The organism is Citrobacter sp. RHBSTW-00671 (genome assembly GCF_014103415.1).
Taxonomy (GTDB): domain Bacteria; phylum Pseudomonadota; class Gammaproteobacteria; order Enterobacterales; family Enterobacteriaceae; genus Citrobacter.
This window is the reverse complement of sequence record NZ_JABXPR010000001.1, coordinates 3,049,994-3,075,013: the sequence shown is the minus strand read 5'-3', so window position 1 is coordinate 3,075,013 and position 25,020 is coordinate 3,049,994. Positions and strand designations below refer to the sequence as shown.

Below are 25,020 nucleotides of genomic sequence, written 5' to 3'. Positions count from 1 at the left end.
ATTCATTTTTCAGGAAGAGTAAACCTGCGCATGATATAACCATACCTTGCGAGAATGAGAGGCACTTATGACCATCACAGCAGCAACACATGCTATATCCGTTGACCCGACCTGTGGCGAAATGCTGACGGCAATGCCGTGGGCCAGCGCCGATGAGATTACCCATGCGCTGAATCTGGCGGCGACCGGATTCAACGCATGGAAACACACGACCGTCGCCCATCGCGCACAGATGTTGCGCCGGGTCGGACAGGCGCTGCGTGTACGCGCCGAAGAGATGGCGCAGTGTATCTCGCGTGAAATGGGTAAGCCCGTCAGGCAGGCTCGTGCGGAAGTGGCAAAGTCTGCGGCATTATGTGACTGGTACGCCGAACATGGGCCAGCGATGCTCAGTACCGAGGCAACGCAGGTTGAGAATAACCAGGCCGTGATAGAGTACCGTCCTCTGGGAACTATTCTGGCGGTCATGCCGTGGAACTTTCCGCTCTGGCAGGTTATGCGCGGCGCGGTACCGATTTTGCTGGCTGGAAATGGCTATCTGTTAAAGCATGCACCGAATGTGACCGGTTGTGCCGCGATTATCGCCCAGGTGTTTAGCGATGCGGAAATACCGGCTGGGGTATATGGCTGGGTTAATGCCGATAACGCCGGGGTTAGCCAGATGATTAATGACCCGCGTATCGCAGCGATAACCGTGACGGGCAGCGTGCGGGCAGGGGCTGCGATTGGCGCTCAGGCCGGTGCTGCGCTGAAGAAATGCGTGCTTGAGTTAGGGGGTTCCGATCCGTTTATCGTACTTAATGATGCAGACCTTGATTTAGCCGTTAAAGCAGCAGTGGCAGGGCGTTATCAGAATACCGGGCAGGTTTGTGCCGCAGCGAAGCGCTTTATTATTGAAGAGGGCATTGCCGCAGAATTCACCCAACGTTTTGTGGCGGCAGCCAGCGCACTGAAAATGGGCGATCCGCTAAATGAAGAGAACGATCTTGGCCCAATGGCACGTTTTGATCTGCGGGATGAACTGCATCAGCAGGTTGAAGCCTCACTGGCGCAAGGGGCGCGCTTACTCCTCGGCGGGGAAAAGATCGCCGGTCAGGGTAATTACTATGCCGTGACGGTGCTGGGTGATGTTACGCCGGAAATGACGGCATTTCGTCAGGAGTTGTTTGGCCCGGTTGCGGCGATTACCGTCGCGAAGGATGCTGAGCACGCATTAGCACTGGCTAATGACAGCGAGTTCGGCTTGTCGGCCACGTTGTTTACCGTGGATGAGGCACTGGCGCAAAATATGGCGGCCCGTCTGGAGTGTGGTGGCGTGTTTATTAATGGTTACAGTGCCAGTGATGCTCGCGTTGCTTTTGGCGGCGTGAAGAAAAGCGGTTTTGGTCGTGAGCTTTCTCACTTTGGTCTGCATGAGTTTTGCAATGTGCAAACTGTCTGGAAAAACCGTCTCTGATTGCCCGGGTGCCTCTGCAGGGGCACCCGTCTTATTTCTGCAATAAATTTGTCATTTACTCTGCGTACACTCGCGTCTAACGCTTTGATACAGAAGAGTAATATGAACATAACGCAAATTTTTCGTCGCCTGATCCCCCGTCAGTTTGGTCTGTTAACCGGTATCATTTGTATTATTGCGCTGTTCTCTGTTTTACAGATTGCATCCTCGCTCATGCTCTCAACCTCTGTCAGAGACGCGCAGATTAATGAACAGCATAATCAGCAGGTGCTTATGCAACAGGCGAAGATCGATCAAGCAAGGGTGGCGTTGTTAACGGCCAGCGACTTACTTAATCGTGCCGGCGTGTACTTTATGCAGGATGCGACTACCGGCTCGGAAGGGAGCTGGCGTCCGTTAATGGAAGAGGCTCAGCATGCGTTAACTCAGTCAAAAACGGCATGGGATGCCTGGCTTGCAATGGGTCCGCATCAGGCTCCCGACTTGATGGAGAGCTATCAGCGTTTTTATAGTGGTATTCAGGAGCAGGCCGATGGATTAATGCAATCCAACAGCATTGATGCGTTTTTTGCCGTACCTGTGCAGGCGTTTCAGACAGACTTTAATGAAAATTATGCACGTTTTCAGCAAGACAGTGGCCAGCAGGCGGAAAAAGGGCGAGAGCAGCTGTTGACCAGTCTTGAACGTTTACGGCAGCTCTTTTTATTTATTCCTCTTGTGCTGGTGGTGATTGCGGTACTGGTCTGGCGCAGTATGTCCCGCTGGGTCATCGCGCCGCTGAGACGACTGATCGATCATATTGATGTATTAGCGGCTGGCGATCTTTCCCGCCCCGCACCCCAGGTGAGCCAGTTTAATCGCGAAGTGACACAACTCAGCTCCCGTATCGACGCGATGCAGCAGGGGCTAAGTATGCTGGTGCAGCAGGTGAATGACGCGACTACCTCAATGGTGGGGAATATCACTCAGCTTACGCAAAGCAATAAACAGTTGTATCAGCAATCCGCGAAACAGAGCGATGAGCTAAATACGGTGACATCACATATTTCGTTTCTGGAAACACATGTTGAAGATAACAGCGGTTTTGCTCAACTGGCGAATCAACGCGCCGTTCAGGCGCGGGATATTGCTGCAGGTGGCGACCGGATGATGGCAACGGTAAATGCGTCGATGCAGGCGATTGTTGCCCGTTCATCAGAGATGCGCGGGATCATCTCACTGATTGACAGCATCGCGTTTCAGACCAATATTCTGGCGTTGAATGCGGCGATTGAAGCTGCGCATGCTGGTGAACAAGGGCGTGGATTTGCGGTTGTTGCAAAAGAAGTGGGGTTGTTGGCGAGGAAAAGCAGTCAGTCCACGCAGAATATTCAGGCGCTGATTCATCATTCCTTAGCGGGTATTGATGAGGGCTTTCATGCGGTGAACGGACTGGATGATAACTTACAGCAGGTGATATCGCTGGTGGAAAATCTTGGCGCCTTATTGAATGACATTTCTGCTGCGACGATGAATCAAGGAACGCGTATTCACGTGTTGACCAGTCAGCTTCAGGCTCTGAATAACGAAGCCCGACAGACCAGCGATCTGGTGAACGCCGCGTCTGATTCCTCCCTTCAGTTACATCATGAATCTCATCAGCTTATGCAGGCCGTTGCCAGATTCCGTCTTCCGGCCTGACGCTGTGTATTCAGCTCTGTTATACTCGCAGGCCTTTCATACCTGCGAGCAAGGAGCATGTTGTGGCCAGGGCCATGGACAATTCAATTTTAGAGACCATTGTGCAGCAGGTTCGTCCGCTGATTGGTCAGGGAAAAGTCGCCGATTATATTCCTGCATTAGCCTCCGTTGATGGCTCAAAACTGGGTATTGCCATTTGCACCGTTGATGGTCAGCACTATCAGGCGGGGGATGCGCAAGAACGTTTTTCTATTCAGTCGATTTCAAAGGTGCTTAGCCTGGTTGTCGCAATGCGTCATTACCAGGAAGACGAGATCTGGCAACGTGTTGGCAAAGATCCTTCCGGTCATCCATTTAACTCGCTGGTGCAGCTGGAAATGGAGCAGGGTATACCGCGTAATCCCTTTATCAATGCCGGGGCATTGGTGGTTTGCGATATGCTGCAAGGTCGCCTGAGCGCGCCACGACAACGAATGCTGGAAGTGGTACGTGCATTAAGCGGCGTTTCAGATATCGCTTATGATGCGACGGTTGCTCGCTCTGAGTTTGAGCATTCCGCCCGCAACGCGGCAATTGCCTGGCTGATGAAGTCCTTTGGCAATTTTCATCACGATGTGACGACCGTTCTGCAAAATTACTTTCACTACTGTGCGCTGAAAATGAGTTGCGTGGAACTGGCGCGGACCTTCGTGTTTCTGGCGAATCAAGGGAACGCATTCCATCTCACCGAGCCGGTGGTTTCGCCGATGCAGGCGCGGCAGATTAACGCGCTAATGGCGACCAGCGGTATGTATCAAAATGCCGGGGAATTTGCCTGGCGGGTAGGTCTGCCGGCGAAATCGGGTGTCGGTGGTGGCATTGTGGCGATCGTGCCGCATGAGATGGCGATTGCGGTCTGGAGTCCGGAGCTGGATCCCGCAGGGAACTCGCTGGCGGGTATTGCGGTACTGGAACAATTAACTCAACAGTTAGGGCGCTCGGTTTACTGATGAACACGCTCGACCCGCTTTTTGCCCGACTGGCGAAATCGACCTTTCGATCACGGTTTCGTCTCGGTCAGAAAGAAAGACAATATTGTCTGGAAAAAGGTGCGCCGGTCATTGAACAACATGCGGCCGATTTTATTGCTAAGCGATTGGCTCCCGCGTTTCCGGCCAATGATGGAAAGCAAACGCCGATGCGTGGACATCCGGTGTTTATCGCTCAGCATGCCACGGCGACGTGCTGCAGGGGATGTCTGGCCAAATGGCATGATATACCTCAGGGGCAACCGCTGAGCGAGCAACAGCAACGTTACGTTGTCACTGTTATCTACCACTGGTTAGTGCTGCAAATGAATAAGCCATAGATAACATAATCCTATGATCCGACTCCTTGTGTTATGTAATTGTTAATTGCAGTATGAAGGGGTCAATCTAAGGAGATCAAATGGCTACCCACACCCCCTGCTTTATACTCAGTGCGGAACAGATCCTGTCGAGAATCGACGAGCTTAGTGATGTCCTTGAACAGTGCGTGAACGATGGCGCATCTGTCAGTTTTATGCTTCCTTTTAACCGCGATAAGTCACGGCCTTTCTGGACGCGTGTTGCGCAAAGTGTCTCTTGTGGAGAACGCATTGTTTTGGGGGCTGAAAATGCGCAAGGGACGCTTGTTGGGACCGTTCAGCTCATTATCGATCAACCCGAAAACCAGCCTCATCGTGCAGACGTTGCCAAACTCCTGGTTCATACCTCTGCGCGGCGGAGTGGAATCGCTCGGGAATTGATGAATACACTGGAAAGTTGCGCACATCATGAAGGGAAAACCCTACTGGTTCTTGATACCTCTACAGGTAGCGCCGCCGAGTTGTTCTACCACAATTGTGGATGGCAAAAAGCAGGGGTAATTCCTGACTATGCAAAAATGCCTGATGGAACACTGTCCGGGACCACACTTTTTTATAAAACGCTCTAATTTGTCACCGGGGATTGATCAAAACAGGGTTTCATTGTATTAAAGTTTGCTAACCTATTGGACCAATTCAATCAGGTTGTATGACTAATCAAAAAGGGAACCCATTGTGCAAACACTAAATCGTCGCGATTTTCCCGGTGCTCACTATCCTGAACGCATTATTCAGTTTGGTGAAGGAAACTTCCTGCGCGCCTTTGTTGACTGGCAAGTTGATCTGCTGAATGAACATACCGATCTAAACGCTGGTGTGGTCATTGTTCGTCCTATCGAAAGTACTTTTCCGCCGTCACTGAGTACCCAGGATGGTCTCTATACCACCATCATTCGTGGTTTGAATGAAAAGGGCGAGGCCGTCAGCGATGCCCGTTTAATTCGTTCGGTTAACCGCGAAATCAGCGTCTATAGCGAATACGATGAGTTCCTGAAGCTGGCGCATAATCCTGAAATGCGTTTTGTTTTCTCTAACACCACGGAAGCGGGTATCAGCTACCACGCGGGTGATAAGTTTGATGATGCGCCAGCGGTGAGCTATCCGGCCAAACTGACCCGACTGCTGTTCGAACGCTATAGCCATTTCAATGGTGCGCTTGATAAAGGCTGGATTATCATTCCTTGCGAGCTGATTGATTACAATGGTGAAGCGCTACATGAACTGGTTCTGCGTTATGCTCAGGAATGGGCGTTGCCGGAAGCATTCGTACAGTGGCTGGACCAGGCAAACGCATTTTGTTCTACGCTGGTGGACCGTATTGTTACCGGCTACCCACGTGACGAAGTTGCGAAGCTTGAAGCTGAATTGGGTTATCATGATGCGTTTCTTGATACCGCAGAACACTTCTATCTGTTTGTTATTCAGGGGCCAAAATCATTAGCCACCGAACTTCGCCTCGATAAATACCCGCTGAATGTTCTGATTGTTGATGACATCAAGCCGTATAAAGAGCGTAAAGTCGCTATTCTCAACGGTGCGCACACTGCACTGGTACCGGTCGCCTGGCAGGCAGGGCTTGATACCGTGGGTGAAGCAATGAATGATGCTGAAATTCGCGCCTTCGTTGAAAAAGCTATCTATGAAGAGATTATTCCGGTGCTGGATCTGCCGCGTGATGAATTGGCTTCATTTGCCAGTGCGGTGACTGGCCGATTCTGCAACCCGTACATTAAGCATCAGCTATTGTCGATTGCGCTTAATGGCATGACCAAATTCCGCACCCGTATTCTGCCACAGCTGTTGGCAGGGCAGGAGGCCAGCGGCCAACTGCCGCCGCGTCTGACATTCGCCCTGGCAGCCTTGATTGCTTTCTACCGCGGTGAGCGTAACGGTGAATCTTATCCGGTTCAGGATGATGCGCACTGGATGGAGCGTTTCCAGGTGTTGTGGGCTCAGCATCGTGACCGCCAGATTACGACCGAAGCGCTGGTCATCGCGGTCCTGGCCGTAAAAGAGCACTGGGAACAGGATCTGACACAGGTTTCTGGTCTGGTAGAGCAGGTTTCTGCCGATCTGGATTCTATCCTGGCGAAAGGCATGCGCGAAGCGGTTAAGCCACTGTGCTAATACGTTAACCCGGTTCAGGCCGGGTTTTCTATTGATCTTGCTTAGTTACAACATACATTATGCTTATCTTCAATATCGTACATCTGTACCTTCAGTGCACTCAATGGTCAGCAAGAAAAGATGTTTAGATAGTGTTACTGTAAGCTTGCAACATTGATCACGATCACGTTTAATGTTCCGGCTTTCACATTTTCCGAAGATAACCATGATCGTTCGCCCCCAACAACACTGGCTACGCCTGATATTCGTCTGGCATGGCTCGGTATTATCCAAAATCTTTTCACGCTTGCTGCTGAATTTCCTGCTCTCCATTGCTGTTATCATCATGCTGCCGTGGTATACGATGCTGGGTATCAAATTTACCCTGGCGCCGTTCAGCATTCTCGGTGTCGCAATTGCAATCTTCTTAGGCTTTCGTAACAACGCCTGCTATTCGCGCTATGTTGAAGCCCGACATTTGTGGGGGCAGCTGATGATTGCTTCCCGTTCACTTCTGCGCGAGGTGAAAACGACCTTACCAGACGATGCTGAACTGGGGCAGTTCGTTCGTTTACAAATCGCATTTGCGCATTGCCTGCGTATGACTTTACGTCGACAACCGCAGGCGGAATCCCTGGCAAAATACCTCAGCGAAAGCGATTTACAGACCGTTTTTGCGTCCCAATCACCGGCCAACCGCATTCTGCTGCTGATGGGGGAATGGCTGGCCGTTCGCAGACGAAATGGGCAGCTATCTGATATATTATTTCACAGTTTAAACAACAGATTAAATGATATGTCGGCAGTGCTGGCAGGTTGTGAGCGTATCGCGAACACGCCCGTTCCGTTTGCTTATACCTTAATCCTGCATCGCACGGTATATCTGTTTTGTATTATGTTGCCGTTCGCGTTAGTGGTGGATTTACACTATATGACACCGTTCATCTCGGTGCTTATTTCGTATACCTTTATCGCGCTCGATGCGCTAGCCGAAGAGCTCGAAGATCCGTTTGGCACCGAGAATAATGATCTACCATTAGATGCGATTTGTAATGCGATAGAAATCGATTTACTGCAGATGAATGATGAAACCGTTGTGCCGGTGAAACATATGCCAGATAAACATTACCAGCTGACATAACATCCGGTAGAGCTGGTAGCACGACCAGCTCTTATTTTTCACGGAAAGAATAGGTAAGACTTGATGCGCCGGGTAGTGCGGTTTTAGCCGAATTCTCTTTGCCACCATGCAGGCTGCATATCGGTAAATGAATGAAACTCGGGGGCCAGATCTTCATCATTGGGATCATCAAAAACGCCCGCTAATAGCGCTATTACCGGAGCGTCATCAATGGCACCAACTGAACTTCCACATCGAGGGCAAAAAGCGCGACTGGATGTTTCTGAAGAACGCCAGGTCGTCGGTTTACCCGCTTCTCCCGTCCATTCTACATTTTCAGCATTAAATTCAATCCAGACGACGGTCGGTGCACCGGTATGCTTGCGGCAAATATCGCACGAGCAGGTATGCGAATTAGTAGGGCTCGTCGCGGTAAAGCGAATAGAGCCACACAGACAACCGCCAATGTAGACTTTAGACATGACAACCCCCGTCAGTAAACGTTCTCAGACACTAGCAGATGACTGGCTTCATCACTAGATCCTCATCGTAAAAAGGCGAGGGCGCGCATGGGGAATTCATAATAATTATCAGCCCCTGGTATAAAGAGACTGATAATTGGCGGTCAGTGCTTATGAATTATGTTTAGCTACGATAAATAACCGCGGAAATGCCAGCAGTATTTTCCCATTCTCTTGCAGCGGATATTGCTCCTGCAGCAATGCATGATAGCGCGCCAGATAGCGATGTTGTTCACTTTCACTCAGGTCCTGCAACCATGGACGCAATCCCGTCGAACTCACCCAGTCGATAATTGCCTGGTGTGAATCCATCACGTGATAGTAGGTTGTACGCCAGATATCAACATCGCAGCCCATGTCAGTCAAAATATCATAATACGCATGCACTCCGGGAAGCGGCGCGCGGCCGCGATCGGGGTAACCCAGCTCATAGGCGACTTCACGCATCAGAACATGCGTTGGCTCCAGCCAGTTATCCGGCATTTGTACGGCCAGTACGCCATCTCTTCCCAGCAGAGAGACCAGGTGTGGGAACAGCTGATAGTGATCGGGAACCCATTGCAAAGATGCGTTTGCATACAGCAGATCGACAGGCTCTTCTGTCTGAAATGCGCTAATATCCGCTTCGATAAAATGACAGCCAGGCAACGCGTTACGCGCTTCGATCAGCATTGCCGGTGAAGAATCCACGCCTGTTATTTGTGCTGATGGCCAACGTTGGTGTAGCAATGCGGTGCTGTTACCCGGGCCGCAGCCGAGGTCGACGACTGAGCGGACATTCTCCAGCGCGACTCTGCTGAGTAACTCAGCTGCAGGTCTTGAACGTTCGGTTTCATATTGCAGATAGAGCGAAGGGTTCCAGTCAGCCATGTTTCTGTATCCTGTATGCGATGAAATAGTATGATTCTGAGTCGGTAATTTCCATCACGCCCCTCAGAATCAATGATTCTTGTTCCTTCCCAGCATAGTAAGTGTAGCTTTAAAGGGCAAAAATAGGACAAATCGCATTACAAAAGATAATAATTCGTAATCTTTCTTATACTTCTTTTGTTTTCTCTTCAGGATCGCGATCTCTCGTTGGGCATTCAAAAAACTCCTGACATAACATTCACCATCATTATGATTATCGTTGAAGTCATCACCGTAGTTGCTCTCATAGAGGCTTATGCAGTCTTTTATTTTTGCCTTAATAGACTCAATATCATCAAATTGAATCCAATATTCAGATAATAAGTATGCTATCAACTTTTCCTGAAAAGCAGACATAGTACTGTGTTTATCATTCAAAAATATGGCATCGAAATCGTCTAAGACTTCAATTTTATGTGTGGCTTCGTACCATTCGCTCCGACCAAAACAATAAACTGGCTTACCTAAAATCAAGGCTTCAATGCTTGTGCCAGAATTACATGCGATAACGGCAGAACTCCCTTCAATTAATTCGTGGATATTAGCATCAACAGACAAAACATTCTCGTTGGTTGCTAATAGATACGCAATCTTGGCATCAATACCTCTGGATTTACACATCGGGTGGCGTTTGATTACCAACGTTCTATTTGTCTTTTTAGCCAATGCCGCAACATAGTCTAATGCATCCATGGCGCTGATGTTCTCATGATCGGTAACCGAATCAGAGTTGACCTGCATGGGGAAAAACAGGTAATCCGAGGGAAGAACAGCGTTATTCTGTGGCTGTTGATGCTTGGAGAGTTTTGTCTCCCTGAAAAAATCCCGTTTCTCGCCAATGATATTTTTGGCACTATCACTATCTATTTTATTTATTTTATCGACATATGCGCTGAAATTGACGCAAATATCTGCCCACCCCGAATACCCATTTTTATCTACAGAGTACAGCCCATATATAGGTGATTCTTTTATCGAAAAAACATTTTTGTCATTATTATATGAATGAAAGGAGAATGTAATAGATTCTTTAATTGCCAGTCTTTTTAGACCATAACAAGGGAAATTAGCAGGATTCAGTATTACATGTAATTGTTCATCATGGAGACAAGATATAAAGTTACCAATAAATTGTCGATGAATGCCTTCACTCTTACCTAGCCATTGTGGTAAGTCAAAGTAAAAACGGTTTAAATCATTCATCATAACCCCAGGTGATTATTGCAAATAAAACTTTTGATTAGGTATAAGTTTTATCTGGCTGTTGACTGTCCGCTAAACAGTAACGATTATCATTAAAAATATGCAGATATTATATTATTTTCATAGGATCAATACAATCCGGTGCGCTTGAATCGAGGTGGAGACAGAAGGGGACATCGATATCACATAGGTCCTACTGGTGTTGGTGCCAATGTCATATTCAGAAACAAGTATGCTGATTAATATATTTCCCCACATCAACAACTTTATTTGTATCGGGGTCAACATTGAGCACTATAAACCGCATTTGTGGGCAGAATAGTTCCAGGCTTTTTTTACTGCATTCCGTTTGTAACCATTTATGGCTGCCACTTTCGGTTTGTACCAGATTGAGGCTTGCATCCTTACTGCAAACAAAACCGTCCACGATTGCTTTTTGCCTTGCAGTATCCAGATTCAAGCCAATAACATTTAGCTCATCGACGTCTTTGTCATGTGAACTGGCAGAGACGCGGGTCAACGCACAACCAGTCAGGGTGAATGAAAGAATCAATAAAAAAGCGACGCGTAAGATAGCGTTGTCATTTTGATGAACATGGATGGTTCTTTGCATTGTGCTGTAGGGGCCGTTGCTGTGAAATTCCAAAGGCACAGGTTTGTGTCGTACCTTGGTTGTACGCGAAAAGGACTGAGTGAGCAATGACAACGTCAACGATTTGACGTATGCGTTATGCGTAAAGTGTAAGGTTTGAATGGTTGTCGGTGACCAGCATGAATCCAGGAACTGCGTTGTCAGGCGTTATCAACGACCAGCACAATGATGAACCCAACATGCCAGATTTTACCTTTCATTATCATTGTCAAGGCTCAATTGAAATGTCCGTTATCCAGCTCAATTAAAATGACCACTTTGATCTCTCATTCTCTTTACTGATAGACTTTCCTCCGACTGAAACAACAGGATGATTGAGCCCATGCTTCGATACGAGTTAACGCCGAACAATGCAGGTTTTATACTGTGGGGAGATTCAGAAGCCCTGAATGAATTACATGAACTCATTCATTACATCGTGGATGAAAGCCCACTGATTAAAGTTAAAGACGGATTTATGTTATCCCTTGCCTATGATATTCGTAAAGCACGGGAAGGTAATCGTCGTGTTGAGCAACATCAGTATGATCAACATGATACATATAAGCTTTATGGTGTTGAGCTTTTATGGCCTCTGGTCCTGGTACAGTCCTCAATACTCAGAAACTCAATGGGTTATATTCAGACAGACAAAAACCAGCTGTCTGTCATGTATGCCTTTGAATACCTGATAGAATCAGCATTAACAGAGTCTGAGAGAACAACGTCGAATGATATTATGCTAACAGTAAAATATGCATCAGACTCTGATTTTAATTTCATTGAGGATAATATTGACAGCAGGTGCTGCTATTTTATCAGCCTATCTCCGGAGCAAAGAAAAAAGCAGTTAATCAGTATTGTTCGTTCTTTTCATTCATTATGGGGTAAGTATGCCCGTGAAAAGCAGGACATAAAGATGCTGAACGAAATGAATAATACATCATGGGTCTGGCCGGACAATATCAACTGGTGAGCAACCACTGTCCGGCCAGTGAGTACCATCAGCGGGCTCTTTTACCAAAAATGTCCTCTGAACGTGACTGAAGCTGTTTGAGTGCTTCGAGCATGTCATCATTATCCAGTGAGCGCTGGGATTTCTTCCCTTCCTGCTTTGGCCGTCGTCGGGAAGGGCCATCTCCAGCGGGAATTGACTGAGAGCGCGTGTTATCCCGCTTGCTCTGCACCAGACTGATAAACTCCAGGGTTCGGCCAAGACGCTTGTTATCGACAATCGCGCCCTGGTCGATTTCTGACAGTCGGTCGTAGGTAGAGTAGGGAAGTAGCGTACCGTTCAGGCGCAGCTCTTTTCTGCCATCAGGATAGTGATACACATCGATATATTTACCTATTGCACGGCGACTCAGTTCGCTGTCTTCAATCAGGTACAACATTTTATCATATTGTATCGTCAACGATTTTGAGACTTTACGTTTTTCACGAACAGTGAAAATAAGCCCCAGGTCCTCATCATGTTCTACAGCACGGTGTACGTCAAAATCATGTCGCGGTACTTTGCCAAAACGGCGGTTATAGTCAGCCATATAGGCCTCAGCGAAGTCATTTGCAGCCTCCATTGAACAAATGCCCTGTAACCGCAGCTCTTTGACCAGACGATCCTGTAAAGTGAGGTGAGCTCGTTCTACACGCCCTTTGGCGGGACTGGTTTCTGCACAGATAGTCTGGATGTTCAGTTCATGCATGGCTCGCCCAAACTGAGTATGCCCGTCTCCGCCTGTGGCGTGTTTATTGTTAACACGAAAAACACCGGCTTTATCGCTGTACAGTGCCAGCGGTTTACCATGCTTATCGATATAGCGCCGCGTGGCTTCGAAGTAAGAAAACGTGGACTCCGATTTAACAAACAACAGTTCCATCAGTTTGCTGGTTGCATCATCAACATAGACCAGCGCGGTGCAGGCCGGGCCACGGCCTTCAAACCAGTCGTGATCACAGCCATCTATTTGTATCAGCTCACCAGTACACGGACGCCGGTACCGTGGTTGAGGGATCCTTGCGGCACGTTGTTTACGGGGAACCCATAAGCCAGCCCGCACCATGATGCGCCGGACAGTTTCTTTGCCAAGAAACAGTCCGTGGAGTTCTTCGAGCTTTTCACGCGCCAGAGTCGGACCGAAATCAGCATAACGCGTCTTGATCAGTTCCAGAGCCTGATCTGCGAGCCCGGGTGGCAACTGGCGGTTACCACGCATGCCACATCGTCTGCTGGCCATACCAAGCGGTCCGCCTTCACGGTAACGGGCAAGAAGTCTGCGGCATTGCCTGTCGCTGATACCGAGGTGCTCGGCCGCACGGCGCGTTGTGATGCGACGTTCAATGACGTCCTGTATAATCTTGATCCGGTTGATCTCTTTCAAAGTAAACACTCCTGAGCTTTCTGCGCTCATGATATGCCTCCCGGTAGTTTAAACGGACCAGTGAAGCTTACCATAGCGCGGACATCTGAATTGAGCCACAGGCGGACATTACTATTGAGCCATTACAATCATAGTGCGCATAATGTATATTATGTTAAATGCAATCAATGCGTACCTGACTCATAAGCCTCTACGGGTCCCCCTCCATTATTCTTACTCCACTTCTGTTATTAAATTTTATAGAACAACATATTTGCCGCTATAGGAGACTGAACGAAGCCAAAATACTCATAGAAAGCCCTGGCCTTATCATCGATGGCATGTACCATGATGGCCTTGATACCCACTTGATCGGCTAAGTTAGAAATGCGCAATACAACATCATTAAGCAGCCATTTTCCAAAACTATGACCTTGCGTACAGACATCAATAGCAAGGCGCCCGAGCAGAACGACCGGAATCGGATCGGGCATATTCTGACGTAAGCTACGGCCTAAGTCAGCGTGGCTCACAGATCCCGTTGCGATAGAATAGTAACCCACAACACGCTGGCTACCCTCAAGACAAATGACGAACGTGCGTGACGCATTAATGTACTGATTTTTAATCGCCCGGCGCCGTAGCCACTCATTTAACACCTCATTACCGCAATCGAAAGGCTCTAGATCATGCCCTTCGGTTAGTAACACTGGCATCGTGACATTTATTTCCATTCAGGTCTCACATCCATCAGGCGCTGACGCCCCTCAACATTTTGCACAGGCGCTTCAAGCTGTTCAATGAAAGACTTATAACTGGCATCGTCCAGGACGAACACACGCTGATCCAGAATAATATTCTGGGCCTCATGTACGGCTTTCTCAATGATAAAGTCAGTACGGTTTTTATTGACCAAACTAGCGGCATAATCAATCACTGCACGCTCTTCATCAGTAGCACGGATATTGATTTGCTTATCACGAGTCGGTTTACGGACGCTATTTTGCATGAGGTTCTCCTGTTGGTAGCAAAATGCTATACGTAAACCTTAGCTCAAATGGTAGCAAATTGCTATACAACATTTAAACCTCCTTGTTAACGAACCTGAATGAAGCGCAGCATCAGAGAATAAAAAAAACGCCTGTTATGGCGGGTCTTATCATTTATCTATAAAATCATGGTGTTACGATATTAAACCAGAAATCAAAGCTATCTAAATAGCTGAGGAGTTCATCAACTTTAGCCTGGTTGCCGGTAATGGTCACTTCGCCCTTCTCTTTCGCCTGTGTCAGCGACTCTTCCTTAAGAAGGATTTTGTTGAGGGTTGCACGGTTCAAAACAATGGAAGCATCCGCATCGCTGGCCTGTGCATTAGCGCTGTGGTTAAGCACACCATTTTCCAGTTCCAGCTTATATTTTCCGCCATCGCTCCCCAAATCAACGTTAAAGACTGCTTTCGCATTTGCCGCTTTTTCACCATTGATATGTACCGCCAGATAATCAAAGAACATCTCTGGCGACATAGCTTTAACCGTATCCGGACTGGCCGTATTGGGTGTCGCACCTTTCACTACACCGTTACGCAATTCCTGTGCACCGGTCAGATAGAAATTGCGCCACGGGCCAGACTCTGCCTGATACCCCATCTGTTCAAGTGCATCGGCTTCCAGGTTGCGCGCGTCTTTATTATGTGGATCGGCAAAGACTATCTTGTTAGTCACTTGCGCTACCCAGCGGTAATTCCCCTGAGCATAGTCAGCTTTTGCTTTTTGCATAATGGCATCCGCTCCCCCCATGTAATCGACATACTTTTTCGCTGCATCAACAGGCGGAAGTTCATCGAGGGTTGCCGGGTTACCGTTAAACCAGCCTAAGTAAAAGACATACGTTGCTTTCACGTCATGACTCACTGATCCGTAATACCCCCGGCTGGCCCATGATTTTGCCAGACCGGATGGCAATTTGAAATTGGCGGCGATTTCATCGCGGGTCAGCCCCAGGTTTGCCATGCGCAAAGTTTGATCGTTAATGTAGCGGTACATATCACGCTGACTCTTCATTAACTTCACCACATTATCATTCCCCCAGGTTGGCCAGTGGTGCTGAGCAATAATAATGTTCGCTTTACACCCCCAGCGAGTAATGACGTCATTGATATATTTCGACCATGCCAGCGGATCGCGGATCTTCGCACCGCGCAGTGAATAAGTGTTGTGCAAGGTATGTGTGACATCTTCCGCCGCTTCAATCATCCCCTTTTCTTCCACATACCACAGCATTTCCGACGGTGCCTCCGAACCCGGGGCCATCATAAAGTCATAGGTCAAACCATCGATAACTTCTTTCTGTCCGGTATGAGTGATGTAGTTAGTGGGTTCAATCAACGTTACCGTGCCGGCGGAGGTTGTCGTACCAAGGCCCGCGCCTACCTGACCTTTTGCATCGGGCTTCAGCAGGTTGCCATACATATAGCTGGCGCGGCGACTCATCGCATTACCTGCCATAATATTTTCCGACACGGCTTCTTTCATAAAGCCTGTCGGTGCATATACTTTTACTTTGCCGGATTTCACATCTGCTTCATCGACAACACCACGCACACCGCCGTAATGGTCAACATGACTGTGGGTATAAATAACGGCAATAACAGGTCTTTTGCCCCGATTCTGGTAGTAGAGATCCATTCCTACTTTGGCTGTTTCTGCCGAGACCAGCGGGTCAATAACGGTAATGCCTTCTTTACCTTCCATAATGGTCATGTTCGAAAGATCCAGATTGCGGATCTGATAAACGCCATCAGTGACTTCAAACAAGCCGCCGATATTGATCAATTGTGACTGGCGCCACAGGCTCGGATTCACCGTATCCGGCGCTTTATCGCCCTCTTTAATAAAGGCATACTGCTGCGGATTCCAGACGATATTTCCTTGTTTCCCTTTAATCAATTCGTGTGGCAGTGGCGCAATAAAGCCTTTGTGAGCATTAGAAAAATCGGTTTTATCCGTGAACGGGAGTTGTCCATACAACGCATCATTCACACTTTTAGTCTGTGCCGTGGCCCCTTTCGCCACCTCCTGTGCTATCGCAGGAAGTGATATTAACGATACAGAATACATCCCCGCCATAACCATATAACCAACTACTTTATTAAGTTTCATAAATCCTCGGCTGATAATATATTAATGTGCAGAAATGGGTTCTGCAGATTTGATTGCTGATTGGCTTTAAAATCGTTGCATGCTGACGATGACCATAATTCAATAATCAAAGGCTAACACGCTCATCTTCTACCGAGAAATAAAACTGTGTTTAATTTTAAATTTCGACCAATTTATTTTTAAACATCATAGTTGTGGACGCACCCCTGTTTAAAAAGATAATGGCAGACACCCATTTACTGTCTATATAAAGCACATGCGCAAACTCTATCTTATCTTTTTCATTGGCATACTCTCTGCCTGTAATTCGGCACCACCTGCACCGGTAAGCAAAGTTAACAACATAATTATTCCAGTTGTACAACAGGACGCCCCATCGCCACCCGCTAATCCTGAACTGTACAGATCGTTATATCAAAAAAATAAACAGCAAATTAACAATGTTGCGATGTCGCTAAAAAGTGAATATCTTCAGGATGTTAAATCACGTGATATTTTTGATGTTCACAGTGAGACTCACCAGGTGTATGCATCTTTAACCAAGCTTGAGCAAATGCAACAGATGAACGATTACTATTATAAAGAGCAGAATAAAACTGGGCTGTTAAGCATCAATCAAACTGTTGCCACTTTATTTGAGTAATAAAAAAGCCTCCTCATTATTATTGAGGAGGCTTTTCCCACATTGCGCTATTAATGCATTGTTCTGCGCTCTACTAATCTACTCAGTCAAGCTGGCCAAAACGGTAGGATACCCCTGCCGTTACTGAACTGATATCGCTGCTGGCGCCAATCTGGTTTTCGTTACCCACGTTGCTTACCCATTGATATTCAAGGCGTCCAGCCCAGTTTTTATTGAAAGCATACTCCGTACCCACCGCGACTACCGGACGTATACCCGTGTCAAAATGGTTACTTCCTTTAATATCAGATTCTGCGCGATATCCTATTGCCCCTGCCCGACCATAAATATCCCAGGCATCGGTCAGACCATAACTTGCTTTCATCGTTACTTGCAACCCCTGGCTTTTCATTTGCGAACCTGATGCACCATTTCTACCATTGAATTGCATATTACCTAAGTAATCGTAACCACCCTCTACGGCAAGCCACGGTGTAATTTGATAACCGGTAAATACACCGCCACCCACATTATCACTATCAAAGCCAACATTACCGTATTTATCCCCGTGGTCATTGGCTTGTTGTGTTGTGCTGGAGTCAAAATAATGTGACCAACCAAATTTCCCCCCCGCGTACCAGGTGCCGACATCGGCAGCAGCAAAAGCGGTTGTTGCGGTAAAAGCGTTAGCAATAATGAGTGTAATAAGTGTCTTTTTCATAGCTTTCCTATCGTGGACATAGAGTTATGTTTGGAACAAATAAAGTGTCGCTACAATAGGATATTTAGACTACGTTGATAATTGGTTTTTAATTTATTTTTGGACTTATTTAAAACCCCTCAGGTAATTTGTGGATTGACGTTAGGTACCCTCCCCGTTCAAAGTCAATATAACCCCCTTTTTTTAACGCAGAGACAACATTCAAAACACTACTGCGCGATAAATGCGTACGTTCCTGAATATAATCCAGAATAGAAACGCGCAGTCGGGTCTCTTGTGGTAACAGATTCATTTCCTCTAAATGATTTCGTATCACTGAATAGGTACGCTGTTGCACCACTAAATCGTCTCGGTAAAATAAATAGCCGGTATGATAGGCAAGTAGCGCAGCGGCATCTTCCCACAATCCTTGTTGATTGAAGAGTTCCCTGGCTTTAAGGGCATCAACACGTAATATTGTTGATTCCGCTTCAGCACGTAGCAAGTGAGCGTGCACGGGTTGGATCATCTCGGCAATACCAAACAAATGAGGCTCATAGACAGTCACAATCAACAGACCATCGGAAGAACGTAAAATAGAGAGCTCTCCTTGCAAAAACAAGTAGAGTTGAGGCTGATTTTTGTATTTCCACATGATGCGTCGTCGCGGAACAACATTGAATTTTTCCGCAATGGGTTCAAGCGCTTGCGTCAAACGTTGTATGCTTTGCTCTGGGCGTACCGGGGGTAAAATTTGCATGAGAAAACCTGTATTCTTTCAATTGGTTGAGTGGCGTGAATCAATGGTTATTTCATGAAGATAGTTCATTAGCCTATTAGAATCATATGTTGCCCAATACTTAAAGCAGAAATGAGTTTTTATTTAAATTAGAACAAATGAAAAAGGCCACCAGCAGATAGCCTGACATGGGTAAAAATGCGGCTATACCGTGCGTGTTAGACGAAAAAATGACGGGAGATAGTTCAACGTGGTGATTATTGATAATGAGCGGAAAGCACCCAAATACCAGAACTGATAGCTGTAGTTAACACTGGCAAACCCTAAGTGCACGCGGCCTGGCCTGCTTCCGCCAGCGCGGTATCCTCGATGTCTGTTTCATGGGCTGGCATGCCCGACAGTCGAAAAGAGCATCCCGGAGATGAGAATAATATTTTTATTCATTGGGTTACCTGTTTGGAAGGGTAATCTTTATTGCCAGAGGAACGTTGTGGTTTCCCTGTAAAACGATAAAGTCTCCTCTCTGTTTAACAAAGATTGTTATATTGATTTTCGCAACATCATAATCATTGACCAGGAATGGTGTCTTGTTGAATTTTATCCAATATTAAATTTTATATTCCACACTACGACGTTACTATTATAAAACACGTTAGCATGGTAATAAATTTTAATGTAAAGAAATGAAAATTTAATCTTTTGATAGAAAAGTATGAGTGAAGTCGGCAAAGGAAAAACCATAGTTATGATCATAACAGAAATGTAATATGAGGTTACAACTCCCCTAACACGCTTAAGCCTTGAGAAGACTTGTCCTTCTCAAAACCGTGCGCCATAAGTAACCCTTTTAATTCAATGGCCCACGGTATCAGCTATCCGCTCAAACCTTTATATAAATGAGGTGAGCACCTCATTGTGAAAAGTAAAGTTCAGGAGAACAACTCTAAATACGCTGTGGGTATCTTCTGTATTTTCAAAATGGAATCTAAGCATGTAATAACAATCAGGTATCTGATACTGCCTATTCTTCTGTCAGTTTTTGTAAATAGAAAAATGGGTGATGATAGCTAATACAGGTAAAGATAGGGGTAATAACGTATGGCCTCACAATATGACTTTACTGTCACTCTCCACGATCTTGCTTTTATTCTTAAGCAGATAAAAATATCCGAAGCGGCGACTAACCCGGATGGTAGCATCAACGCTGATATGCTACGGGAATTAGTCTCCAGTCCACTGTTACCTTACGGGCTGCGTACTGTAGATGGTTCATGGAATAACCTCCTCCCCGGTCAGGAATTATACGGTTCGGCCGATCAGACAATGCCAAGATTAACGGCACTGAACTGGCAGGATGCGGATGAAATGACCAGTTATATCCAGATCGGTGGGACGGTCATTGATGCCGATCCTCGTGTTATTAGTAACTTAATTTCGGACCAAACCGCCTCCAATCCGGCCGCGCTGGAGGCATTTAATGTCTTAAAAGATGCTCCCGGGGGGGGGACGACTACCGGAAATGGCAGTTTATCTATTCCTAACCAATCCCCTGACATTGGCCTTTCTCCGGCGTTTAATGGCTGGATGACTTTCTTTGGTCAGTTTTTTGACCATGGTCTGGACCTCATCCCCAAAGGAGGAAACGGCATCGTCTTCATTCCATTGCAACCCGACGACCCTTTATATGTTGAAGGTTCGTCGACCAACTTTATGTTATTAACCCGGGCAACGGTCGATGAGAATCGAGAAACCGTTAACCTTACAACCCCATTTATCGACCAGAACCAAACCTACACCTCTCATCCGTCGCATCAGATCTTTATCCGTGAATATGTATTAATTGACGGTAAACCTGAGCCGACGGGTAATTTATTAGGTGGGGCTAACGGTGGGCTGGCAACCTGGGCTGACGTCAAGAACCAGGCGGAAACGCTACTCGGCATTAAATTGACCGATCAGGATGTGTTTAATGTGCCGCTGCTGGCGACTGATCGTTACGGTAATTTGATTTTAAGTGAAAATGGAAAAGTACAGATTGTTACCACGAGTGGGCTGGTAGAAGCCAATGGCGGTCTGTTACCTGAGGGCACCTTTCGAACCGGGCATGCTTTTCTCGATGATATTGCGCATACTGCCGCGCCAAAAGCGGGTTTACTGGCAGATGATGACGACGTTATTGGCGGGCAACAGCCAGCGGGCACGTACGATGATGAACTCCTGGATCGCCACTTTATCACCGGTGACGGGCGCGGTAATGAAAACATTGGGCTAACTGCCGTTCACGCCGTATTTCACAGTGAACATAACCGGCTGGTTGAGCAATATAAAACCACCCTGCTGGAAACCGGTGATATTGACCTTATCAACCAGTGGCTGATGCCCTCACATCAAATCACTGAGCTACCCGCTGACACCAGTACGCTGGTCTGGAACGGTGAATACCTCTTCCAGGCGGGGCGATTCTCCACGGAAATGCAGTACCAGCACCTCGTTTTCGAGGAGTTTGCTCGCACCGTACAACCTGCCGTCGATCCGTTTGTTTTTTCAAACACGGCAGATATCAACCCGCAGATCTTTGCTGAATTTGCGCACGTGGTTTATCGCTTCGGGCATTCAATGCTCACAGAAACCGTAGCGCGCACTGACATTGACATGCAAAACGGTGATATCGGTCTGATTGCCGCATTCCTCAATCCAGTGGCATTTAATGAAATTAACGGTGCCACCGTGTCCGATGAACAGGCCATCGGCGCGATTGTTCGGGGTATGACGCGACAAGTCGGTAACGAGATTGATGAGTTTATTACTGACGCCTTGCGTAATAACCTGATTGGCCTGCCGCTTGATTTGGGGGCACTTAACATTGCCCGTGGACGTGATACGGCTATGCCGTCGCTGAACCAGGCCCGTGAACAGTTCTTTGCATTAAGCGGCGATAGCCAGCTACGGCCGTATACCAGCTGGGCCGATTTCACCACATACCTGAAAAACCCGGCCTCCATAATCAACTTTATGGCCGCCTATGGTCAGCACGAACTGATCCTCAATGCCACCAGCCTGGAGGGTAAACGCGCAGCGGTTAATTTCCTGTTATTTGGTGATGCCAACAACGCGCCACCAGCAGACGCCATGGATTTCTTCAACAGTACCGGCGCATGGGCCAGCAAAGAAACGGGTCTGAATAAGGTCGATTTCTGGATTGGAGGGCTTGCTGAACGCAAAAATGAATTTGGCGGCATGCTCGGATCAACCTTCAATTTTGTCTTCGAAACACAGATGGAAATGTTGCAGGACGGTGACCGTTTCTACTATTTGAGTCGGGTACAAGGATTGAATTTACTGAACGAACTGGAAGCCAACTCGTTTTCTGCCCTGGTTATGCGCAACAGCGATCTCGGTGAAGAAGGTTCCTCTCACCTGCCTGCTAACCTGTTTCAGACCCCAGACCATATATTCGAAGTAAACCGCGTGCTGCAAACGGAAATCGACCCTAAATGGGGAAATCCGCTGAAAGATCTGCTCTCGCCGTTGCTGGTACGACGCGATCCTGGGGCGGATGTGGACGGTGACGGTTTCGCCGATGGTGGTTATCTGAAATATACCGGCGATGGTCATGTGGTGCTTGGCGGTACCGCAGGGAACGATACGCTCATCGGAGGGAAAGGTATCGACAGCTTGTGGGGAGATGGTGGTGATGACCGTCTGGACGGCGGCGATGAAGCGGATGTGGTCCACGGTGGTGATGGCGATGACATCATTACGGACACCGGTACACCCGTAGGCGATGCTGACTTCCTCCATGGTGATGCCGGGCATGATGTGATCTTCTCCGGTAACGGAAACGATCTGGTCTTTGGCGGCACGGGCAGTGACTTCGTCGTGGTCGGTGAAGATGCCCAGGAGGTTTTCGCTGGGCAGGACAACGACTTTGCGCTTGGGGGATCGGGTGGCGATTTCCTGATGGGTAATGAGGGCGATGACTGGCTGGAAGGTGGTGATGGGTTTGACACTCTCGCGGGTGATAACTCTGAGCTGTTCTTCAACAGCACCATTATTGGCCACGATGTCCTGAACGGTCAGGGTAACGATACGGACTACGATGGCGAAGCCGGTGATGACATCATGGTTCAGGGCGCGGGGATCCAGCGTAATAATGGTATGGCCGGTTTCGACTGGGCGATCCATAAAGGCGATCCTAATGGCGCTAACTCTGACCTGGGTATCCCGATTTTCGTCAACCAGCAGGAGTTTATTCTGCGCGACCGTTTTGACCTGGTCGAAGGTCTTTCTGGCTGGAAACACAATGATATCCTGACCGGTACGGAACAACCGATCGGTACTGCACCGGTTCAGGGTGTCCCCCTCTCTAATAATCTGACCCAGGAAGGTGCCGACAGAATCGACGGTCTGCAGGCTATTCTCGGTGTCGCGCGTTCAGCCAACCCGGATGCGGTGTTACTCAATCCGGATGATGGTAGTGACATTCTACTCGGCGGCGGCGGTAGCGACCGCATTATGGGTAAAGCCGGTAATGACATCATTGATGGCGACGCCTGGCTGAACGTGCGCATTGCTGTTTCAGGTATGCCGGGGCTCACCAGCGCCGAAAGCATGGCTGAGCTGAAATCGTACATGCTGGCAGGTACGCTGAAACCGAACCAGTTGTCGATTGTGCGCGAAATCCTGCATGAGGGCGATGGCACGGAAACTGATGTGGCAGTGTATCGCGATGTCAGTAGCAACTATGCCTTTACCCGAATGGCAGATGGTAGCCTCAGAGTCGATCACGCCACCCCTAATGCCGCATTGAACCTGAATGATGGCGTTGACCGCCTGTTGAATATCGAAAAACTGGAATTTGGCGATGGTCAACAGCTGTGGGTCACGGCGCAACACGCGACGGGCGACCTGGCAATCAGTCGTGCAAACCCGTCGGTGGGTGACCTGTTACGGGTTAACGTAGCAAACCTGCTCGATGGCAACGGTCTTGCGGCAGATGTCGCAATCACCATGACATGGCAGGCTTTAATTAACGGACAATGGCAGGATCAGGCAACCGGCGTGGAGTTCAGCGTTCCCGGCGCTATCCAGGGCGCTCCGCTGCGTGTTGTCGCCAGTTTCAATGACCGAATGGGCGATGCCGAGACCTTAGTATCGGCACAAACTCAGGCCGTCTTGCCGCGTAATCAGGCGACAACAGGTGCGCCGGTGATTAATGATCTCACGCCAACGGAAAGTCTGACGCTGACGGCGGTGGTTTCGGGTATCGCCGACGCTGATGGCCTGAGCGGCGGAAATTTCAGCTATCAATGGAGAATGAGTTCACCGACCGGATTCGTCAACATCAACGGCGCAACATCTGCCACCTTCACGCCAGGCCAGGCTATGGTCGGCCGCACGTTGCAGGTGGTCGTCACTGTCGTAGATGATGAAGGTAACCCCCCGGTTATCCTGACGTCGACAACCACGCAGCCTGTGGGCGATCTGATCGTAGGTAATAATGGTGCCAATACGCTCATCGGTACCGCATGGAGTGACATCCTGCGCGGTGAAAACGGCAATGACACCTTACTGGGTGGCGCGGGTGATGACCTGTTAGTCGGCGGTGCGGGTAATGACTCTCTCTCCGGCCAGGCGGGACAAGATACGCTGCAAGGTGACGCGGGAAACGATACCCTGGACGGTGGGCTTGGCGCTGACAGTATGACCGGCGGTACAGGTAATGATACCTACATCGTTGATGATTTTGGTGATGTCGTGATCGAAAATTTCAACGGCGGGACGGATATTGTCCGTACTACTCTCAGCAGTTATGACCTGACCGATAACGTGGAAGAGTTGGTCTTTACCGGGAACGGTAGTTTTATCGGTACTGGTAATTCAATCGCCAATATCATCACGGGGGGTAGCGGCAATGACTATCTGTTCGGTATGGGCGGCAATGACCAGTTGTTTGGTGGTATCGGAAATGACTTCCTGGATGGCGGAGAGGGTGCCGATAACCTGCAGGGTGGGAACGGTAACGACGTCATGATTGGCGGCGCGGGTGCCGATACCCTCTCTGGCGGTAATGGCGACGATATTCTCAATGGTCAGGAAGGAAACGATATTCTGGATGGCGGAACCGGAAGTGATATTTTCGCCTTCGGAGCCAACTTTGGACAGGACCGTATCACGGGTTTTGACAGTAACCCCAATGGCGGACAGGACTTCCTTGACCTCGTTTTGCTCGGCATTAACGCGGAGAACTTTGCCAGCAGCGTCTCTATCACCGGAAATAACGGCAACACCATCGTGACCATCGGCACTGACACCATTACGTTAGTGGGCGTCAATTCGACCACCGTTAATATGGGTGATTTTTATCTGGAAATGCCAACTACCCTTGCCAGCAACAATGGCAATAGTTCATTGATCGTATAAGGAGAAGA

20 protein-coding genes are annotated in these 25,020 nt (G+C 48.1%); 10 read left to right on the top strand and 10 right to left on the bottom strand.

Annotation, left to right across the window (positions count from 1 at the left end; all coding sequences use genetic code 11):
- The first annotated feature begins 67 nt into the window (after positions 1-67).
- The 7 genes from sad (at position 68) to HV261_RS14705 (ending at position 7,770) form a co-directional block, all read left to right on the top strand.
- A complete protein-coding gene (sad, locus tag HV261_RS14735) occupies positions 68-1,456 on the top strand; it encodes a succinate-semialdehyde dehydrogenase (RefSeq protein ID WP_202038663.1) in 1,389 nt (462 codons plus the stop codon).
- 102 nt (positions 1,457-1,558) lie between these two features.
- Positions 1,559-3,136: a methyl-accepting chemotaxis protein gene (locus HV261_RS14730; protein ID WP_202038662.1), complete on the top strand. Its 1,578-nt coding sequence runs from the start codon at positions 1,559-1,561 to the stop codon at positions 3,134-3,136.
- A 62-nt stretch (positions 3,137-3,198) separates the two neighbouring features.
- Complete coding sequence (gene glsB / locus HV261_RS14725; protein WP_202038661.1) at positions 3,199-4,125, top strand: glutaminase B; 927 nt, start codon at positions 3,199-3,201, stop codon at positions 4,123-4,125.
- Positions 4,125-4,484, top strand: coding sequence for a DUF4186 domain-containing protein (locus HV261_RS14720; protein WP_005122713.1), 360 nt, complete (start codon positions 4,125-4,127; stop codon positions 4,482-4,484). Before glsB ends, HV261_RS14720 begins: the two co-directional genes overlap by 1 nt.
- 80 nt (positions 4,485-4,564) lie before the next feature.
- Entirely contained in the window at positions 4,565-5,092 is a 528-nt protein-coding gene (locus HV261_RS14715) for a GNAT family N-acetyltransferase (protein WP_202038660.1), read from the top strand.
- 106 nt (positions 5,093-5,198) lie between these two features.
- Positions 5,199-6,650: a tagaturonate reductase gene (locus HV261_RS14710; RefSeq protein WP_202038659.1), complete on the top strand. Its 1,452-nt coding sequence runs from the start codon at positions 5,199-5,201 to the stop codon at positions 6,648-6,650.
- 205 nt (positions 6,651-6,855) lie between these two features.
- Positions 6,856-7,770, top strand: a complete 915-nt coding sequence (locus tag HV261_RS14705; RefSeq protein WP_326929152.1) for a bestrophin family protein — start codon at positions 6,856-6,858, stop codon at positions 7,768-7,770.
- An 83-nt stretch (positions 7,771-7,853) separates the two neighbouring features.
- On the opposite strand, the gene HV261_RS14700 is transcribed toward HV261_RS14705, so the two are convergent.
- The 4 genes from HV261_RS14700 to HV261_RS14685 form a co-directional block, all read right to left on the bottom strand.
- Entirely contained in the window at positions 7,854-8,231 is a 378-nt protein-coding gene (locus HV261_RS14700; protein WP_137383079.1) for a GFA family protein, read from the bottom strand.
- Positions 8,232-8,381: 150 nt separating this feature from the next.
- Complete coding sequence (tam, locus tag HV261_RS14695; protein WP_202038657.1) at positions 8,382-9,140, bottom strand: trans-aconitate 2-methyltransferase; 759 nt, start codon at positions 9,138-9,140, stop codon at positions 8,382-8,384.
- 69 nt (positions 9,141-9,209) lie between these two features.
- Positions 9,210-10,385, bottom strand: a complete 1,176-nt coding sequence (locus tag HV261_RS14690) for a capsular polysaccharide export protein, LipB/KpsS family (RefSeq protein ID WP_202038656.1) — start codon at positions 10,383-10,385, stop codon at positions 9,210-9,212.
- A gap of 217 nt (positions 10,386-10,602) precedes the next feature.
- Positions 10,603-10,995: a hypothetical protein gene (locus HV261_RS14685; protein ID WP_202038655.1), complete on the bottom strand. Its 393-nt coding sequence runs from the start codon at positions 10,993-10,995 to the stop codon at positions 10,603-10,605.
- Between the two features lie 361 nt (positions 10,996-11,356).
- On the opposite strand from HV261_RS14685, the gene HV261_RS14680 reads away from it, so the two are divergent.
- The gene (locus HV261_RS14680; RefSeq protein WP_001567369.1) at positions 11,357-11,989 is read left to right on the top strand and encodes a DUF6904 family protein; all 633 of its coding nucleotides are present in this window, start codon (positions 11,357-11,359) and stop codon (positions 11,987-11,989) included.
- 28 nt (positions 11,990-12,017) lie between these two features.
- Here the strand turns inward: HV261_RS14680 and HV261_RS14675 are convergent, their stop codons facing one another.
- The 4 genes from HV261_RS14675 to HV261_RS14660 form a co-directional block, all read right to left on the bottom strand.
- Positions 12,018-13,421: an ISNCY-like element ISKpn21 family transposase gene (locus HV261_RS14675; protein ID WP_001567368.1), complete on the bottom strand. Its 1,404-nt coding sequence runs from the start codon at positions 13,419-13,421 to the stop codon at positions 12,018-12,020.
- 200 nt (positions 13,422-13,621) lie between these two features.
- Entirely contained in the window at positions 13,622-14,104 is a 483-nt protein-coding gene (locus HV261_RS14670) for a GNAT family N-acetyltransferase (protein WP_202038654.1), read from the bottom strand.
- Positions 14,095-14,379 (bottom strand): type II toxin-antitoxin system TacA family antitoxin, encoded by a 285-nt coding sequence (locus HV261_RS14665; RefSeq protein ID WP_202038653.1) that lies wholly within the window; start codon positions 14,377-14,379, stop codon positions 14,095-14,097. Before HV261_RS14665 ends, HV261_RS14670 begins: the two co-directional genes overlap by 10 nt.
- 166 nt (positions 14,380-14,545) lie before the next feature.
- Positions 14,546-16,501, bottom strand: coding sequence for an alkyl/aryl-sulfatase (locus tag HV261_RS14660; protein ID WP_442781066.1), 1,956 nt, complete (start codon positions 16,499-16,501; stop codon positions 14,546-14,548).
- A gap of 283 nt (positions 16,502-16,784) precedes the next feature.
- Here HV261_RS14660 and HV261_RS14655 point away from each other — a divergent pair, with 283 nt between their 5' ends.
- Positions 16,785-17,171 carry a KPN_03583 family lipoprotein gene (locus tag HV261_RS14655; protein WP_202038651.1) on the top strand — a complete coding sequence of 129 codons (387 nt, stop codon included), beginning with the start codon at positions 16,785-16,787 and terminating at the stop codon, positions 17,169-17,171.
- Positions 17,172-17,253: 82 nt separating this feature from the next.
- On the opposite strand, the gene HV261_RS14650 is transcribed toward HV261_RS14655, so the two are convergent.
- The gene (locus HV261_RS14650) at positions 17,254-17,871 is read right to left on the bottom strand and encodes an outer membrane beta-barrel protein (protein WP_202038650.1); all 618 of its coding nucleotides are present in this window, start codon (positions 17,869-17,871) and stop codon (positions 17,254-17,256) included.
- A gap of 109 nt (positions 17,872-17,980) precedes the next feature.
- Entirely contained in the window at positions 17,981-18,610 is a 630-nt protein-coding gene (locus HV261_RS14645) for a winged helix-turn-helix transcriptional regulator (RefSeq protein WP_202038649.1), read from the bottom strand.
- Positions 18,611-19,687: 1,077 nt separating this feature from the next.
- On the opposite strand from HV261_RS14645, the gene HV261_RS14640 reads away from it, so the two are divergent.
- On the top strand, positions 19,688-25,012 hold the full coding sequence (locus tag HV261_RS14640; RefSeq protein WP_202038648.1) for a peroxidase family protein: 5,325 nt from the start codon (positions 19,688-19,690) through the stop codon (positions 25,010-25,012).
- The last annotated feature ends 8 nt before the right edge of the window (positions 25,013-25,020 follow it).